We start from the raw sequence: 15,735 nt of genomic DNA on the forward strand, positions 1-15,735 counted from the left end.
CGTGAACGGGTGGAGTGCATGGAACGTACGAGACCGGATGACACCGGCGATACGGGACTGGATGAACCCGGTGCGACGGCCCGGGAAATTTCCGGGGGGCCGAGGCGGCCGGGCGCGGCGGGCGGGCGCCCGGCGCGCGCGATGAACGTGTTCAGCGCCGCGGACGAGGACAAGCGGCGCGGAGTGCGCCGGATGAAGCTGACGGCGACCGGCATGCTGCTGTTCGTCGCCGTCGTCTACGTCCTCGCCGAATGGGCCTCCCACGAGGGCGCGGGCGCCTGGGCGGGCTATGTGGCCGCCGCCGCCGAGGCGGGCATGGTCGGCGCGCTCGCCGACTGGTTCGCCGTCACCGCGCTGTTCCGGCACCCCCTGGGCCTGCCCATCCCGCACACCGCGATCATCCCCACCAAGAAGGACCAGCTGGGCGTCTCGCTCGGCGAGTTCGTCGGCGAGAACTTCCTCTCCGAGGACGTCGTACGCGGACGCCTCAGGTCCGTCGGCATCAGCAGCCGTCTCGGTGCCTGGCTCGCCGAGCCCGAGCACGCCGACCGGGTCACCGCCGAGCTGGCCACCGCGCTGCGCGGCGCGCTGACCGTGCTGCGCGACTCCGACGTGCAGGCGGTCGTCGGCGAGGCGATCACCCGGCGGGCCGATGCGCAGGAGATCGCGCCCGGCATCGGCAAGATGCTCCAGAAGGTCGTCGCCGACGGCGGTCACCGGCGCGTCGTCGACCTGGTGGTGTCCCGCGCCCACGACTGGCTGGTGCTGCACGGCGACTCCGTGATGGACGCCGTGCAGGGCGGCGCGCCCGGCTGGACCCCGCGGTTCGTCGACAAGAAGGTCGGCGAGCGGGTCTACAAGGAGCTGCTGCGCTTCTGCGCCGAGATGCGGGACATGCCGTCCCACCCGGCGCGCGGCGCGCTGGACCGCTTCCTCGGCGACTTCGCCTCCGACCTCCAGTCCGACACCGACACCCGGGCGCGGGTCGAGCGGCTCAAGGGCGAGGTGCTGGGCCGCGGCGAGGTGCAGGACCTGATCGCCTCCGCCTGGACCGCCGTACGGTCGATGATCGTCGCGGCGGCCGACGACGAGCGCAGCGAGCTGCGGCTGCGGGTCCGGGCCTCGCTGCTGTCGCTGGGCACCCGGATGGCGACCGAGCCGCGGCTGCAGGAGAAGGTGGACCGCTGGGTCGAGGGCGCGGCCGTGCACGTGGTGACGACGTACCGCAAGGAGATCACCTCCCTGATCACCGACACGGTCGCCGGCTGGGACGCCGAGCACACCACCCGCAAGATCGAGGCGAACATCGGGCGCGACCTCCAGTTCATCCGCATCAACGGCACGGTGGTGGGCTCGCTCGCGGGACTGCTGATCTACACGGTGTCCCGGGCGATGGGCGCGTAGCCTCCGGCGTTCGGCCGGGCGGACCCGCCCGGCCTGGCGCGCGGACCGGACGGGACGGCGCGTGGCGCCGACCGCCGCTGGTGCGCCCGCGGGCCTGGTCGCCGCCTTCCTCGCGGTCAAGGCCGGGCGCCGCTCCCTGGAGGACGTCGCCCGGCCGCTGACGGCGGCGAAGGAGCGGGTGCGGCAGCCCGGGCGGGAGCGCCGGATGGCGTAGTGCCGTGCCCGGAGAGGTCCACCGGCTCCAGCGGATCCACCGGCTGCCGCGGGGGCCGGTGGGGGTCCGGCGGCAGGGCCAGCCCGGGTCTCTCAGGCCCCGGTGCTGGACCCCGGCCGCACGATCATCAGCACCGTCACCGTCGCCCACAGCAGGTTGAACACCCCGGTCACCATGGCGAGCCGCACGGTGGCCTCCCGTGATCCCCGGTTTTCCGCGAGCGCCTCCTGTCGGGGCAGCACCAGCCCGCCGAGGACCAGCGCGGCCAGCACGGTCAGCGCGATGGACACGATCAGCCAGGTGTCGCCGAGCACGCCCATCGCGCTGCCGGTCGCGAAGCCGAAGACGGGCACGGCGACGCCGACGACGGCGTAGACCCGGCAGATGCGGTGCAGCAGCCGTACGGTCTCGGCGGCCCGGACGTCCTCGGGCGCGGCCAGCGCCCTGCGCGCGGCGGGCGGGAACATGCTGGCGGCGACGGTGACGGGGCCGATCGCGACGATGGCGGCCAGGACGTGGACGGCGAGCAGGAACTTGATCACGACCGTGACGCTAGGCGGGACGAAGCCGGGCCAGAAGTGGCAGGAGTGCCACGGGCCGACGGATTCTCGCCAGACGTGTACACCCTCCCGTAGGTGCGGTGCCCACGCGCGTGCGCCTGCCCGTAGGGGGCGGCCCCTACGCGCGTGCGCCTGTCCGTGGGGGAGGCTCCTACGCGCGTGCGCCTGCCCGTAGGGCGGCCCTTATGCGCGTGCGCCCGCCGTCAGGGGCCGCCCCTACCCTCGGACCATGCACTTGGTGGCCGTACTCGCACTCGACGGTGTGATCCCCTTCGACCTCTCCGCCCCGATCGACACCTTCGGCTGGGCGCGGCTGCCGGACGGCCGGCGGCCGTACGACGTGCGGGTCTGCTCACCGGTCCCGGGCGGGGAGGTGCGGGCGGGCGCGTTCACGGTACGGGCGCCGCACGGCCTGGAGCTGCTGACGGAGGCGGACACGATCATCCTGCCGGGTGTGCAGGATCCCCCGGAGGAACTGCCTCCGGGCGTCGCGGAGGCGCTGCGCGAGGCGGCGGGGCGGGGCGCGCGGATCGCGTCGGTGTGCGTGGGCGCGTTCGTCCTCGCGGCGACGGGGCTGCTGGACGGCCTGCGTGCGACGACCCACTGGCTCGCGGCCCCCGACCTGGCCGCCCGCCACCCGGAGGTGACCGTCGACCCGAACGTCCTCTACGTCGACAACGGCCAGTTCCTCACCTCGGCGGGCGCGGCCGCGGCGCTCGACATGTGCCTGCACATGGTCCGCGCGGACCACGGCTCGGCGGTGGCGGCGCACACGGCCCGGATGTCGGTGATGCCCCTGGAACGCGAGGGCGGCCAGGCCCAGTTCATCGTCCAGGACCTGCCCCCTGCTCCCGCGGGCGCGACCCTGGAACCCCTTCTGGCCTGGCTCTCCGCCAACTGTGCCCGCGACCTGACCCTCGCCGACATCGCCGGCGAGGCGGGCATGAGCACCCGCACCCTCAACCGCCGCTTCCGCGACCAGACCGGCACGACGCCCCTCCGGTGGCTGCACCGCGCCCGCGTCCACCACGCCCAGCACCTCCTGGAGACCACCGACACCCCCGTCGAACGCGTCGCACTGGACTCGGGGTTCGGCTCCCCGACGGCGTTCAGGGAACGGTTCCGGAGGGTGGTGGGGGTGAGCCCGCAGGGGTATCGGAGGGCGTTCCGGGCGGGTGCCGAGCTGTAGCGCGAGGGAGGCGGCGGCCATCGGAGGGACGGTGCGATGGCCGCCCCCGAGAGAGGCTGAAACAGGCCCAACCAACCCGAATCCCCTTGCCCGTTGATCACGACCGCGCCTAGCGTCCCCTCTCGTACCGACCTGACCAGTCGGTAACTACGAGAAGGGGGAACACCCACCGTGCGTGGAATCAAGCAGAGTCTGGGTGCCGTCGGGACCACGGCGCTCCTGGGCGCGCTCATAGCCCCGGCCGCCGTCCTGGCGGACAGCGAGCCCGCGGCGGCGGCGCCCAATCCGGCGTACCGCGTCCTGAAGCACCTCGACTACTCCGGGCCGGGCAAGGCCTCCCTGCGGGTCGGCTACTACGACCGCGACAGGGACAAGGGCTTCGGCTGGAACAAGGTGAAGAAGAAGCACAACATCACGAAGTACTCGGCGGTCGAGTACGTCGCGAAGTCCCCGAACCGCGACCGCGTCGGGAACACGACCACGTACCACATGACCGGCTACGCGGGTAAGTACGAGTGCCGCAACGGCGTGTGCAGGCTGGTCAAGCAGTACAAGATGATCCTCTCGGTCAACGAGAAGGTGCAGTACGACGGCCAGGACAAGGGCGTCATCACGATGTACTGCGTCGGGACCGTCCGCTGCCCGAACTGGGTCAGCAAGGCGCTGGCCGACGCGAACCGCTCCCTCGCCCCCGAGGACGACCAGACCGTCCCGGAGGACCAGGCGCCGGACAACAGCGTCGCGCCGGAGGACGAGATCGTGGACGAGGCCGACCTCGTCGACGAGAACGGCCCGGCGGACCCGGACGGCTCCAGGGACCTGAGCCCCGGGACCGAGGAGAGGTACTCGCGTTCGTACGCGCCGCTCGGCGCGTCGGAGTCCGCCGCGTCGCTGACGCCGTAGGCGCCCGCCGGCCCCGGCCGGGGCTTCGGGGACGGGACCGCCTGGCAGAGTGGACGCTGCCGACGGTCCAGGAGCGTCACCGTAGGCCGGCCCGTACGTCCCGCCGGCCCGCGACCGGACGACCCGACCGGTGACACCGCCCGTTCCGGCCGCCCTCGCCACACAGGGCGGCCGGAACGGCCGGGACGAAGAACGGAGAGGAGCGAGGCCCGCCATGGCTGCCGGAGACAGCGAATTCCTCAGCCACGCCTCGGAGGTGGTTTTCGACCTCGGTCGCGACCGTTTCCGCCTGCGCGCCCTGGACGTCGCGGCCCGGCGCATCGAGTTCGCACAGACCGAGGAGCCCCTGCCGCCGCCCGTCTACGAGCAGGGCGAACCCCCGGCGACCGACCGCAGGGGCCGCCGCACGTACGACTGGCAGCCCGCCGCCGACGCCCCCGCCTGGATGAACCTCGCCTGGCTCCTGGACGACCTCGCGGCCTGGATCGGCGTGATGGCCGAGGACCACATCACCGTGCGGGGCCTCGACGCCCCGGAGCCCGGCCACTGCGACGTCCTCCTCCTCGACGGCGACACCCGCCTCCGGGCCCGCGTCGCCCTGACCGCCCGCACGGAGCCCCTGGACCACCCGGGCATGTTCCTCCGCGACCTCTTCGCGGAGGGCCGCAGCCGCGGGTACCTCGTCCGGGACGCGGGGGAGGAGCGGGGGGTGGTGGATCTTCGGGGGGTGTTGTGAGGCTGGCTGCCGCCGTGGGGCGTTCGAGGAAGAGTTCGGTTCAGCCCCGCCGGTCCGCCACCGCCCAGGACGCCACCGCCATGGCCCCGGCCACCCCGAACACCGCCGGCCAGGCCCCGACCTTCTTCGCCAGCGGGTGCGAGCCCGCGAACGCGGCGACGTACGCGGCGCTCAGCGCACCGGCCGCCGGAACGCCCGCCTGCCGCCGCCACCGCTGGGCCGCGGCGACCCCCGCGGCGGCCAGCACGACCCCGCCGAGCTGCCGCTTCCTGGTCCACCGGGCCACGGCGTATCCGCCGACGAGACCGCTCGCGGCGACGAGCGCGCTGGGGACCTGGGCCATGACTGCCTCCTGTGACTGAGCCGTTGGGGACGGGAACGGGTCACATCCCGCCCCCAAGCTACGCGCGTGTCGCACGGCCCCCCGGACCCGGGTCCGGGATCGTCTGGATTTCAGCCTCACACCGCCCGTGGGTCACTCGCACCCGCGCTCGTACGCCCCGAAGGCGACCGTTGCCGAGCGCCGCAGGTTTGACTTCCGCGCGCCGGGTGACTGAGTGCAGTGGCGTATGAGCATTCGGCGAGGAGGAGTCCGTAGATGAGCACCATGATGCCGGAGCGGAACAGCACCGAGGGCGAGCCGCGGCCCGAGGCGGCCGACCACGGAGGCTGGTCCCGGCTGGTCGAGTCCGTGCGGGAGTCCGGGCAGTACGCCACGAGACACGAGGCGGAACGCGTCACCCGGATCGTGCTGTCCCTGCTCGGCGCGCAGGTCACCGGCGACGAGCGCGTGGCCCTGGCCGGGCGGCTGCCCGACGAGGCGGCCCGGCTGGTGGCCGCGCAGATCCCGGTCGCGCAGCCGCTCACCGCGCCCCGCTTCGTCGACTCGGTCGCGGCCCGCGTCGAGGGCGCGACCCCGGCGACCGCCCGCTGGGACGTCAGCTCGGTGCTGGGTTCGCTGCCTCCCGTCATCGGCAACGGCCTGACCAGCCGCCTCCTCCTCGCCCTCCCGCACGGCTACGCCCTGCTCTTCGGCCGAGCCGACCTGCGCCGACGGACCTGACCCGCTGAAACGGCCGCCGGAGAAACGTTCCTCGTTCGATTGCCGTCGAAGTCTGACGCGGGTGTTCGAACGGGGGGATCGTGCGGGCGCACGAGTACGTGGAGGGGGACGGGCAGGTCGGAATGGCCGTGGTGCGGGTGGATCACTGGCGGGCGGCGCTGCCCGTCCCGTCGACGTGCGGCAGCGCCCGCACGAAGGCGTGCCAGGCGACGACGGTGACCGTGACCACACCGGCGTCGACGCTCTTCGAGTCACGTACGAGCGTTCCGCCGTCGGCGAATGCGCACTGGACGCATTCGCCGCCCGCCCCGTTGCTGTACGACGACGTGACCCACTCGGGATCGGTTGCTTCCGCCATGCTCAACTCGTGTACTCCTTCCGGATCGTCTCGATCAACCGGGCCGAGCGCTGAGGGCTCAGGGCCGCGGCCCGTAGACCGTCGAACGCCCTCGTGTACTCACGGACATGATGCTCGCCCTCCAGGTACACGGCGTCGGTGATGCCGTCCCGGTAGACGAGGTCGGGATCCTCCGGGGCGGGGAAGCCCAGCATGGTGAACGGCCCGGTGGCCGGATAGGTGCCCGCGTCGAACGGCAGCACCTGAAGGGTGACGCTCGGCAGCTCCGCGGCCTCCAGGACCCGGTCGAGCTGGTCCCGCATCACCGAACGGTCGCCGATGACATGCCGCAGGGCGCCCTCGTTGACGATGAACCAGGCGTCCGGTCCGTCCGGTTGCCGCAGCATGGCCTGTCGCTCCATCCGCACCCGCACGGCCCGGACGATGTCCTGCGCGGACATGTGCCCACCGGATCGGTGCAGTTCACCGGCGTACGCCTCGGACTGCATGAGCCCGGGGACCAGTTCGCACTGGTACTGGCGGAACGTGGAGGCACCCTGTTCCAGGCCGATGTAGATGTTGAACCACTCCGGCACCCCGGCCCCGTGCGTCTGCCACCAGCCGCGGACCTTGGCCTGTCGCGCCAGCGACTTGAGGAACTCGCGCAGTTCGTCGCCGGTGTCGTAGAACCGGCACAGGGCGTCGATGTCCGAGGGCTGGACCCGCCCGCTCCCGGTCTCCATCCGATTGACCTTGGAGCCGCTCCAGTCCAGTGCCGTACCGACCTGGGCGCAGGTGAGCCCGCTCTGCTCCCGGAGCCGCTTCAGCTCGAACGAGAGGCGGCGACGGCGGGCCGTCGGTGATCCGGGCATCCCAACCCTCTTTCCCGTAACGGGCGTTCAGTCTCGCGCCAAGAGTCGGGGATGCCAATCACTCGGAAGTGGGAATCCCGCCGTGCACATTGCACGGCGGGACGAGCCGGCCACATTCTGTTGCCATGGAGCAACTCACCGTGAGTGCTCGCGAACGCTCCACCGCCGACCCGGCGACCACGACGAGAGGGGTCCGCATGAGCCAGGAGGCGTGCATGTCGCGCAAGCCGTGGGACATCGCCTTCACCGCCGACCGTGAGGAGGTCGCCGCCCTCCGCCGGATCATGCGGCTGCACCTGAGCGCCTGGGGGTTGCACGGGGTCGTCGACGAGGCGCAGCTCTGCGTGTCCGAACTGGTCACCAACGTCATCGAGCACGTGGGTCCCGGCACCCCGGCCACCCTCGCCGTCGCCATGCGCGGCACGCGTCTGCGCGTCGAGGTCCACGACCCGGAGACCCGTGCGTTCCCCGCCCTCACCGCCGCTGACGTAGACGCCGAACACGGCCGCGGCATGGCCCTCGTCGACGCCGTCGCCGAGCACTGGGGCGTGCGGCTCCACCTCGACCGCAAGGTGACGTGGTGCGAGCTGTCGACGGGCCTCACCTCACCCGACGGCCACGTCGACAGCCCCCGCGTCACCCGGGCGGAATCCGTCCTGGGCCTCTACGCCCAGGCGTGGCCCCACGACGCCTCCCACCCGGGCCGCCTGGGCGCGACCCTCGCCAGGGAGGCCGTGATCGACGCCGTCACGGACTTCCTCCACTGGCTCCGCGCCCACGGTTGGGACGGGGACGAGGTGCTTGATCTGGCGCAGGGACGGTTCGAGGGGGAGGTGGCGGGGTGAGGCCTGCCCCCTCGGGCGGGCCAGGACGTTCGGCCAGGCGTGTCCCGAGGTGTCAGCCCGCAGCGATCGTCGTGTAGGTCCACACATCCGCCGGAAGCTCATGCTCAAGCTCCCAAGTAATAGCCATGGGCTTGCTTCCGGTGTGTGTCTCGTACCTGCCAGGGCCGAGGAACATCCAAGGCTCGGCCTTGCCGATGCTGTTGCTCTTGTAGCGACGGAGGAAGAGCAGCACGTGGCTGCCGAGCTGTTTATGGTTCTGATACCGAAGGCCGGTCGGTGAGCTCTCAGGAGTGTCGCGCTGGGATTCCCAGTGGAAGCGGGTCGGGGTGAGCGCGTAATCCTTGTACCGAACGTTGGGAGAGAAGTCCCGCTCGTTCTTCTCCAGAGTGATGAGCAAGGCATCGGTCTGGAGTTCTTCGATCCACCGGACGCCCTGTCCGAAGTCTCCCGGCATCTGTCCGCCAAGCCTGGCGACACCGAGCGCCGCGAGAATCTCCGAGCGGTTGTAGGAGCTGTGGATCTTCAAGGGGAGATGGCTGAGAGGCGCGTCCAGGCGGATGGGAAAATGCTCAATGCGGTTTCGCACGTAGGACAGTACTTGACGCAACTCGTCACGGACGAGGCGCTGTTCGCTGAGCGATCCGAGTCCGGCCTGGTAGCTGTCGAAGCCGCCTGCCTTGTCCCACAGATTGAAGAAGAGCATGCGGCCATACATCTGCTCTGCCGGAGTGAGGGAGCCGTAGTCGGGGGCGTCATCTGCCAGCAGGCGCAGGTACGCATCGGCGCGATCAGGATCGTCGACGTGAAGGAAGGCATGCACCCGCTTGAGGAGGGCCTCCTCTCCGGCGAGTGGCGACTCCCGAACGATCCCCGCCTTGCGCAGCACCCCGGTCCACGAATTGCTGCTCTTGTAGAGCTCCTTGATCTCTCTTCGGCTCTCGCGCAGGTATGCCTCGAGGGTGGGCGTGCTGTAGTCCCGCACCTCCTTGGCCAATGTGTTGACATTGGCTTTGAGTTGCGTGCGAATGTTGTCGAGAACGAGATCCTTGGACTTGCCCTCAAGGATTATCTGACACCCCGACGGAAGCAGCGGGAAGTCACGTTCGATGCTGTCGACGAGTCGGTTCCGGGAGAGGTTGGTCAGGGCGCGGAACTGCTCCTCGAAACGGAACTCGGCCCGGTGTTGACCGATGAAGTCAAGCACGGTCAATACAGGCTTGTCGGCTGTTCGGCGCAGACCCCGGCCCAACTGCTGAAGGAAGACGGTCGCACTGTTCGTGGGGCGCAGGAGCAAGAGTGTGTCGACGTCCGGGATGTCGAGGCCTTCGTTGAAGAGATCGACGGAGAAGATCACCTGGACACGGCCGGCCTTGAGGTCGTCCAGGGTCCTTTGACGCTCAGCGGAGCTTGACTCGCTGTCGAGGGCAGCGGCCTGGAGTCCCGCCTCACGGAATCGCTCAGCCATGAAACGGGCGTGTGCTCGCGTAACGCAGAATCCCAGTGCTCTCATCTTGGCTGGGTCGGAGATCTTATCCCTCACCTGCTTGATGACGATGAGCGCTCGGGCGTGACTGGCCGTGTAGACGTTGTTCAGCTCGTCCCGGTCGTAAGAGCCAGACCTCCAACTGATCTGAGACAAGTCCGTGTTGTCTGGAATCCCGAAGTAATGGAACGGGCATAGGAGGTCGTTCTCCAGAGCCTCCCAGAGGCGCATTTCGGCTGCAATTCGACCACCGAAGAACTCGTCCTGCACATTGAGCCCGTCCATCCGCTCGGGAGTGGCGGTGAGGCCCAGTAGTTCGACCGGCTTGAAGTGGTCGAGGATGCGTCGATATGTGTTCGCCGTCGCATGATGGAACTCATCGATGACGATGACGTCGAAGTGGCTTGGATCGAACTTTTCCAGGCGGTTCAGGTTGAGCGATTGAACACTCGCGAAGACATGTGTCCAATCCTTGGGTTCCTCGCCGTTATAGAAGAGCTCTCCGAAGGAGCCATCGGCGAGTACTTCGCGGTAGGTGCGCAGAGACTGTTTGAGGATCTCTTTGCGATGGGCGACGAAGAGCAGCCGGGGGAGCTCTCCGCCACGCTTTTTGACGAGTGAGCGATAGTCCAGCGCCGCCATCACGGTCTTGCCGGTGCCCGTCGCTGCGACCAGCAGGTTTTCGTGCCGTTGATGGATCTCACGCTCGATGCGGAGGCGCTCCAGCATGTCGCTCTGATGAGGGAAGGGGCGTACTTCGAGGCCAGAGAGGTTGATCTTCAGTTCCTCGGTAGCCCCCTTGCCTCCTGCGAGGGCCAACGCTTCGTCAAGGCGCGTCCCGTCCTCGTCCGGGTCGTACAGCTCGAAAGCCTGGTCCTCCCAGTAGGCGTCGAAGGTGGCCTCAAACTTGTCGAGCACCCTGGGGGTTGCTACGGACGACAGCCGTACGTTCCACTCCAAGCCGTCGAGGAGGGCCGCCTTCGATAGGTTGGAGCTACCGACATACGCTGTATCGAATCCGGTCCTCCGGCGGAACAGCCACGCTTTGGCGTGCAGCCTGGTCGAGCGGATCTCGTAGTTGACCTTAACCTTGGCGCCGAATTCGCGTACAAGGCGGTCCACGGCCTTCCGGTCGGTGGCTCCGATGTACGTAGTGGTGATGACTCGAATCTCGACGTTACGCGCCCTGGCGGCGCGCAGAGCATCTTCCAGCACTCTTATGCCGTGCCACTTCACGAACGCGCAGAGCAGGTCGATGCGGTCGGCCGTTGCGAGCTCGGCGCGGAGTTCTGCGCCCAGGTTCGGGTCGTCTGGCGCATTGGTGATCAACGAGGTTTCGGACAGCGGCGTGAGCGGGCGGATTGCGTAGACGCCAGGTGCTTCGGGCTGTGCCAGGCCGAGTAGTTGTCGCGGGCCGTCAGCGATGGCGCTTACGACCGCCTCCGGGTCGGGCGCGCTGGAGGCCAGTGACTTCATGATGTCATTGGCGGCGGAAACCTGGTCCTTGCGTGGCAACTGGCTCAGCCGCTGCGCGACCGCATCACCGATGAATCGAGCCAACACATGCGGCGCAGACTCGTCGCTGACCTCAGCGTCGATAGCCTTCCAGCCGGAGGCTTCGAGACCCCTTATCCAGTCGTGCAGGTTATCCGTGATCAACTCTTCGTAGACACCTGCGACCGGCTCGGCCTGGCCCCCCGATTCCACTACGACCGCTCCTTCGACTTTTCATGGTTCTCACACCCGATGGCGCGTGCAGCGCTGGAGCAGTTGTAACAGCCGGCACTGACAAGCGACTGTCCGCCGTCCGGAGTTGATCGCTACGCGTTCACCCCATGACACCCCCCATACCCCCGCCCCGACCCGCACCAGCAGGTCGCGTTGTCCCGGGGCGGCCACGCCACCGCTCGGCCGCGGGCGGCGAGGGTCGTCGCGTACTGGGGGAGGAGGGACGTGTCGGAGGGGGAGGTGCCCTCGGAGGCGGCGAAGGCCTCGTAGGAGGGGACCGTGCCCGTGACGATGCCGAGGTTGCCCGTGCCGGAGGCGGAGAGCTCGCGGAGGGAGGCCTCTATGGTCGACAGGTGCTCGGGGTGGGACGGGTACTCCGCGGAGAGGGACGGGTAGGCCTCGACCAGTTCGGAGAGTTCGAGGGCCGGCCAGTGCAGGACGGCGACCGGGAAGGGGCGGGACAGGGCCTCCCGGTAGGTGCCCAGCTCGGCGCGGAGGCGGGTGATCTCCGCCACCAGTTCCGCCGGGTTGTCGGAGCCCAGGGACCACACCCGCTTGGGGTCGTGGAGCTCGTCCAGGGAGACCGGCGAGGAGTGGACCGTGTCCGCGAGCGAGTCCCACTCGTCGTGCGGCAGACCCAGCATCCGCCGCACCCGGTGGCGGCCGAAGAGGAGCGGGTGCGTCGACCGGGCCGGGTCGGCCTCGCCGTCCGCGATCAGGAGCCGCACCCCCGACGTGAACGCCTCCTGCGCCGCCTCCAGTTCGTCGTGCGACTCCAGGGCCTCCGCGACGATCACCCAGGGCGCCGGGTCCCGGGGCGCCGAGGTCCGCAGGCCCTCGATGATCGCTCTGGCCTCCGCCTCATGGCCGTACTCCCACAGGTTCGACGCCTTGAGCGCGCGGACCAGGGGAGGGTTGTCCAGGTCGTCCTCGGTCGCGAGCAGGCGGTCGTAGAGCGCGGACGCCGCGGGGCGCTCGCCGGCGAGTTCCAGGTGGGCCGCGGCGCGCAGCAGCAGGGCCTCGGCGTCCTCGGGGTACAGGTCGGCGGTTCGCTCCAGGCGTGCCGCTTCGGCGGAGTGGTCGACGTTCTCGGCAGGCGTGTCGGGGCGCATGGTCAACACCGTAGCGCCGGGCGCCCCCGAAGGAGAGGCATCCCCCCACTCGGTCGCCGCACGGGCCTGGTGGTCTTCGCCTCCGCCCTCTTACCGTGCGGGCGGTCCCGTCCGGGGAGGCCTCATGCGCGTGCCCGTCGTCCAGCACCGCACCCTGCGCCGGCGCGCCCGGCGCCGGACGTCCTGTGGGGCGGCGGGGAGGTCCTCGTCACCCTCGGGGTCGTCCCGCTGCTCCCCGTCGTCCATCAGCTGTGGTGGACCAACCGGCAGGCCCGCGCCGCCCCCGAGCGCCAGCTCCACGCCCTGGAACGGGAGTGGGAGGGGAGCGGGACGCCCCGGCCGCCCGCCGGACCGGCTTCCGGGGGCGCGCCGCCGGGCGGCCGGGGCGGCGACGAGGAGTCCCGGCCCGTCCCGCCGGGGAGCCCGCGCCCGGCCGGACGGCGGCTCCCTCCCGCGGCACCCACCCCGCCTACGCCATCCTCACCTTCCCCCGCCTGGATCTCCGCGTCCCCGTCGCCGAAGGCATCCGCGAGGCCGACGTCCTCGACCTCGGGTACGCCGGCCACCACCCCGGCACCCGACGGCCCGGCCCGGCGGGCGACTTCGCGCTCGCCGGGCATCGCAACACCCACGGCGAGCCCTTCCGGCACCCCGACCGCCTGAGGCGCGGCGACCGGGTCCTCGTGGAGACGGCCGCGGCCGTGTACGCGTACACCGTCGACCGGACCCTGCCGCGCACCTCCCCGCGCGACTCCGGCGTCCTGCGGCCGGTGCCCGTCGGCCTCGTCCACCCCGGCCGCGGGTACCGGGAACCCGGGTACTGCCTCACGCTCACCACCTGCACACCCGCCTGTTCGTCGGCGTACCGCCTCGTGGTGTGGGGAAAGCCGACCTCGGTCCGGCTGCGTGAAGTAGCGTGGGGGCAGCCGGTACCAGCACGAGGGGGAGAGGAGCAGCCGATGACGACCCAGCGGTCGGCCAGTCTGCTGTTGTTCCTTCTGCTCGGTGCCGCCCTTCTGGACTCCGGTGGCCTGTTCGCCACCGTCGCGCTCGCCGCCACCGCCGCCGCGGGGGCCGCGCTCGCCTTCTGTGCCGTCATCGCCGCGCGCTGCGCGCCGTCCGTACCGCGCACCCGCGTCCGTACGGCGATCCGCGACCGCGACCGGCGTACGGCGTTCCTGCCGCAGCGCGATCCCGACGCCCGGGGCCGCCGCAGGCCACGAGCACCCGGACACGCCCTCCCGGCGACCGTCGCGTAGATCACCCGTAATCCCGCGCGCTCGGGTCGTCATGCCGCCATGTCCTCATCCGGCACGACGAGACCCCCGGAGGGCTCACCCATGTCCGTCTTCGCCACGCTGGTGGAGCAACTCGCCGATCTGCTCCAGCCCCTGTTCCACGGCTCGGCCGCCGCGGCCGCCATCGTCCTGTTCACCGCGTTGGTACGGCTGCTCGTCCACCCCTTGTCCCGGGCCTCGGCCCGTGGCGCCCGCGCCCGGGCGGCGCTCCAGCCGCGGATCGCCGAGCTGCGCGCGAAGCACGCGAAGGACCCCGAGAGGCTTCAGCGGGCCGTGCTCGACCTGCACACACGGGAGAAGGTGTCGCCGCTGTCGGGCTGTCTGCCGAGCCTGTTCCAGGCGCCCGCGTTCCTGCTGCTCTACCACCTGTTCTCCAGCTCGGAGATCGGCGGCGAGCCCAACGCCCTGCTCGGCCACCAGCTCCTGGCCGCGCCCCTCGGTGACCGCTGGGCCGACGCGCTGGCCGGCGGCGGGCCGTTCGGGGGCGCCGGGCTCGTGTACCTCGCGCTGTTCGCGGTCGTCGTGGCCGTCGCCGTCTTCAACTTCCGGCGGTCCAGGGTCTCCCTCGCCGGCGGCGCGCCCGTCGACGCGCCCGGGGCCGGGGCCGTCGCCAAGGTGATGCCGTACCTGTCCTTCTTCACGCTGATCACCGTGGCCGTCGTACCGCTCGCGGCCGCGCTGTACGTCGTGACCAGTACGGCGTGGAGTGCGGCGGAGCGGGCGCTGCTGTACCCGGCCTAGTACGGCGGTCCAGTACGTGAACGGGGTCTTGCGGAGTGGACCGCCTCCTTGGAGGATCGACCAGTCCTGGGATGACCGCACACATCGGCGGGGCGTACGCGATCGAGGGAGACGGTGACCATGAAGCTGCTGCGTGTCGGTACGGCCGGAGTGGAGCGCCCCGCGCTGCTGGACGCCGACGGGGCCCTGCGGGACCTCTCCGGGCTCGTCCCGGACATCGACGGGCCGCTGCTCGCCGACGACGCCGCGCTGGGCCGGATCCGGGCCGCCGAGGCGTCCGGCGAGCTGCCCGTGCTGGACGCGACGGGGCTGAGGGTCGGGCCGCCGGTGGGGCGGATCGGCAAGATCGTGTGCATCGGGCTGAACTACCACGACCACGCCCGCGAGACGGGCGCCGAGCCGCCCGCCGAGCCGGTCGTCTTCCTCAAGGCGCCGGACACGGTGGTCGGGCCGTACGACGACGTGCTCGTGCCGCGGCGGTCCCGCAAGACCGACTGGGAGGTCGAGCTCGCCGTCGTCATCGGCCGTACGGCCCGCTATCTGGGGTCGGCGGAGGAGGGGCTCGCGCATGTCGCCGGGTACGCGGTGGCGCACGACGTGTCGGAACGGGAGTTCCAGATCGAGCGGGGCGGTACGTGGGACAAGGGCAAGAACTGCGAGACGTTCAACCCGCTGGGGCCGTGGCTGGTGACGGCGGACGAGGTGCCCGATCCTCAGCGGCTGTCCCTGCGGCTGTGGGTGAACGGGGAGTTGAAGCAGGACGGGTCCACGGCGGAGCAGATCTTTCCCGTGGGGGAGGTCGTGCGGTACGTCAGTCAGTTCATGACCCTGTACCCCGGTGATGTCGTCAACACGGGGACGCCTGCGGGGGTTGCCATGGGGCGGCCTGAGCCGAAGCCGTATCTGCGGGGCGGGGACGTGGTCGAGCTGGAGGTGGAGGGGTTGGGGCGACAGCGGCAGGAGGTGAAGGGGGCGTAGCCCTCCGGGGGTTTTGCGGGGGGTGTGGGGTTCCGCGGTTGGGTTTTGGGTGCGGGTTCGTTGTGGCTGGTCGCGCAGTTCCCCGCGCCCCTTAGGGGGTTGCGGACGCGGGCGTCTTGGAGGTGCTGGTGGGGTGCGGGGGTGTGCTTCGTTTGTGGGTGCGGGCTCGTTGTGGCTGGTTGCGCCCGCGCGGCGGTAGCCGCATGTCGAGCACAGCCCCGCGCCCCCTAGGAGGGTTGCGGACGCGGGGCGTCTTGGGAGTGCTGGCGGGG

General features: G+C 70.7%; 16 protein-coding genes. 10 read left to right on the top strand and 6 right to left on the bottom strand.

Annotation, left to right across the window (positions count from 1 at the left end; translation table 11 throughout):
• Window positions 1–18 precede the first annotated feature (18 nt).
• Both ACFYR0_RS16190 and ACFYR0_RS16195 read left to right on the top strand, forming a co-directional pair.
• On the top strand, window positions 19–1,404 hold the full coding sequence (locus tag ACFYR0_RS16190; RefSeq protein ID WP_389327382.1) for a DUF445 domain-containing protein: 1,386 nt from the start codon (window positions 19–21) through the stop codon (window positions 1,402–1,404).
• A gap of 61 nt (window positions 1,405–1,465) precedes the next feature.
• Window positions 1,466–1,618, top strand: a complete 153-nt coding sequence (locus ACFYR0_RS16195) for a hypothetical protein (RefSeq protein WP_389327763.1) — start codon at window positions 1,466–1,468, stop codon at window positions 1,616–1,618.
• 92 nt (window positions 1,619–1,710) lie between these two features.
• Here the strand turns inward: ACFYR0_RS16195 and ACFYR0_RS16200 are convergent, their stop codons facing one another.
• Entirely contained in the window at window positions 1,711–2,160 is a 450-nt protein-coding gene (locus ACFYR0_RS16200; RefSeq protein ID WP_389327385.1) for a hypothetical protein, read from the bottom strand.
• A 247-nt stretch (window positions 2,161–2,407) separates the two neighbouring features.
• On the opposite strand from ACFYR0_RS16200, the gene ACFYR0_RS16205 reads away from it, so the two are divergent.
• From ACFYR0_RS16205 to ACFYR0_RS16215, 3 genes are all read left to right on the top strand, one after another.
• On the top strand, window positions 2,408–3,367 hold the full coding sequence (locus tag ACFYR0_RS16205; RefSeq protein WP_389327388.1) for a GlxA family transcriptional regulator: 960 nt from the start codon (window positions 2,408–2,410) through the stop codon (window positions 3,365–3,367).
• A gap of 171 nt (window positions 3,368–3,538) precedes the next feature.
• Entirely contained in the window at window positions 3,539–4,270 is a 732-nt protein-coding gene (locus ACFYR0_RS16210; RefSeq protein WP_389327391.1) for a hypothetical protein, read from the top strand.
• Window positions 4,271–4,484: 214 nt separating this feature from the next.
• The gene (locus tag ACFYR0_RS16215; RefSeq protein ID WP_389327394.1) at window positions 4,485–5,006 is read left to right on the top strand and encodes a hypothetical protein; all 522 of its coding nucleotides are present in this window, start codon (window positions 4,485–4,487) and stop codon (window positions 5,004–5,006) included.
• A 40-nt stretch (window positions 5,007–5,046) separates the two neighbouring features.
• On the opposite strand, the gene ACFYR0_RS16220 is transcribed toward ACFYR0_RS16215, so the two are convergent.
• A complete protein-coding gene (locus ACFYR0_RS16220) occupies window positions 5,047–5,349 on the bottom strand; it encodes a hypothetical protein (protein WP_389327397.1) in 303 nt (100 codons plus the stop codon).
• Between the two features lie 255 nt (window positions 5,350–5,604).
• On the opposite strand from ACFYR0_RS16220, the gene ACFYR0_RS16225 reads away from it, so the two are divergent.
• Entirely contained in the window at window positions 5,605–6,069 is a 465-nt protein-coding gene (locus ACFYR0_RS16225) for a DUF2267 domain-containing protein (RefSeq protein WP_389327400.1), read from the top strand.
• 142 nt (window positions 6,070–6,211) lie between these two features.
• Here the strand turns inward: ACFYR0_RS16225 and ACFYR0_RS16230 are convergent, their stop codons facing one another.
• Both ACFYR0_RS16230 and ACFYR0_RS16235 read right to left on the bottom strand, forming a co-directional pair.
• Entirely contained in the window at window positions 6,212–6,427 is a 216-nt protein-coding gene (locus ACFYR0_RS16230) for a DUF397 domain-containing protein (protein WP_389327403.1), read from the bottom strand.
• Between the two features lie 2 nt (window positions 6,428–6,429).
• The gene (locus tag ACFYR0_RS16235) at window positions 6,430–7,278 is read right to left on the bottom strand and encodes a helix-turn-helix domain-containing protein (RefSeq protein WP_389327406.1); all 849 of its coding nucleotides are present in this window, start codon (window positions 7,276–7,278) and stop codon (window positions 6,430–6,432) included.
• A 197-nt stretch (window positions 7,279–7,475) separates the two neighbouring features.
• Here ACFYR0_RS16235 and ACFYR0_RS16240 point away from each other — a divergent pair, with 197 nt between their 5' ends.
• Entirely contained in the window at window positions 7,476–8,123 is a 648-nt protein-coding gene (locus ACFYR0_RS16240) for an ATP-binding protein (protein ID WP_389327747.1), read from the top strand.
• Window positions 8,124–8,175: 52 nt separating this feature from the next.
• Here ACFYR0_RS16240 and ACFYR0_RS16245 read toward each other — a convergent pair whose 3' ends face one another.
• Both ACFYR0_RS16245 and ACFYR0_RS16250 read right to left on the bottom strand, forming a co-directional pair.
• Complete coding sequence (locus ACFYR0_RS16245; protein WP_389327409.1) at window positions 8,176–11,313, bottom strand: DUF3427 domain-containing protein; 3,138 nt, start codon at window positions 11,311–11,313, stop codon at window positions 8,176–8,178.
• 113 nt (window positions 11,314–11,426) lie between these two features.
• Window positions 11,427–12,446: an SEC-C domain-containing protein gene (locus ACFYR0_RS16250; RefSeq protein ID WP_389327411.1), complete on the bottom strand. Its 1,020-nt coding sequence runs from the start codon at window positions 12,444–12,446 to the stop codon at window positions 11,427–11,429.
• A gap of 314 nt (window positions 12,447–12,760) precedes the next feature.
• On the opposite strand from ACFYR0_RS16250, the gene ACFYR0_RS16255 reads away from it, so the two are divergent.
• From ACFYR0_RS16255 to ACFYR0_RS16265, 3 genes are all read left to right on the top strand, one after another.
• A complete protein-coding gene (locus ACFYR0_RS16255) occupies window positions 12,761–13,705 on the top strand; it encodes a sortase (RefSeq protein ID WP_389327414.1) in 945 nt (314 codons plus the stop codon).
• 81 nt (window positions 13,706–13,786) lie between these two features.
• Entirely contained in the window at window positions 13,787–14,485 is a 699-nt protein-coding gene (gene yidC / locus ACFYR0_RS16260; protein WP_389327417.1) for a membrane protein insertase YidC, read from the top strand.
• A 120-nt stretch (window positions 14,486–14,605) separates the two neighbouring features.
• Window positions 14,606–15,463 (top strand): fumarylacetoacetate hydrolase family protein, encoded by an 858-nt coding sequence (locus ACFYR0_RS16265; RefSeq protein ID WP_389327420.1) that lies wholly within the window; start codon window positions 14,606–14,608, stop codon window positions 15,461–15,463.
• The last annotated feature ends 272 nt before the right edge of the window (window positions 15,464–15,735 follow it).

The organism is Streptomyces sp. NPDC005017, from assembly GCF_042873115.1.
Taxonomy (GTDB): Bacteria; Actinomycetota; Actinomycetes; order Streptomycetales; family Streptomycetaceae; genus Streptomyces.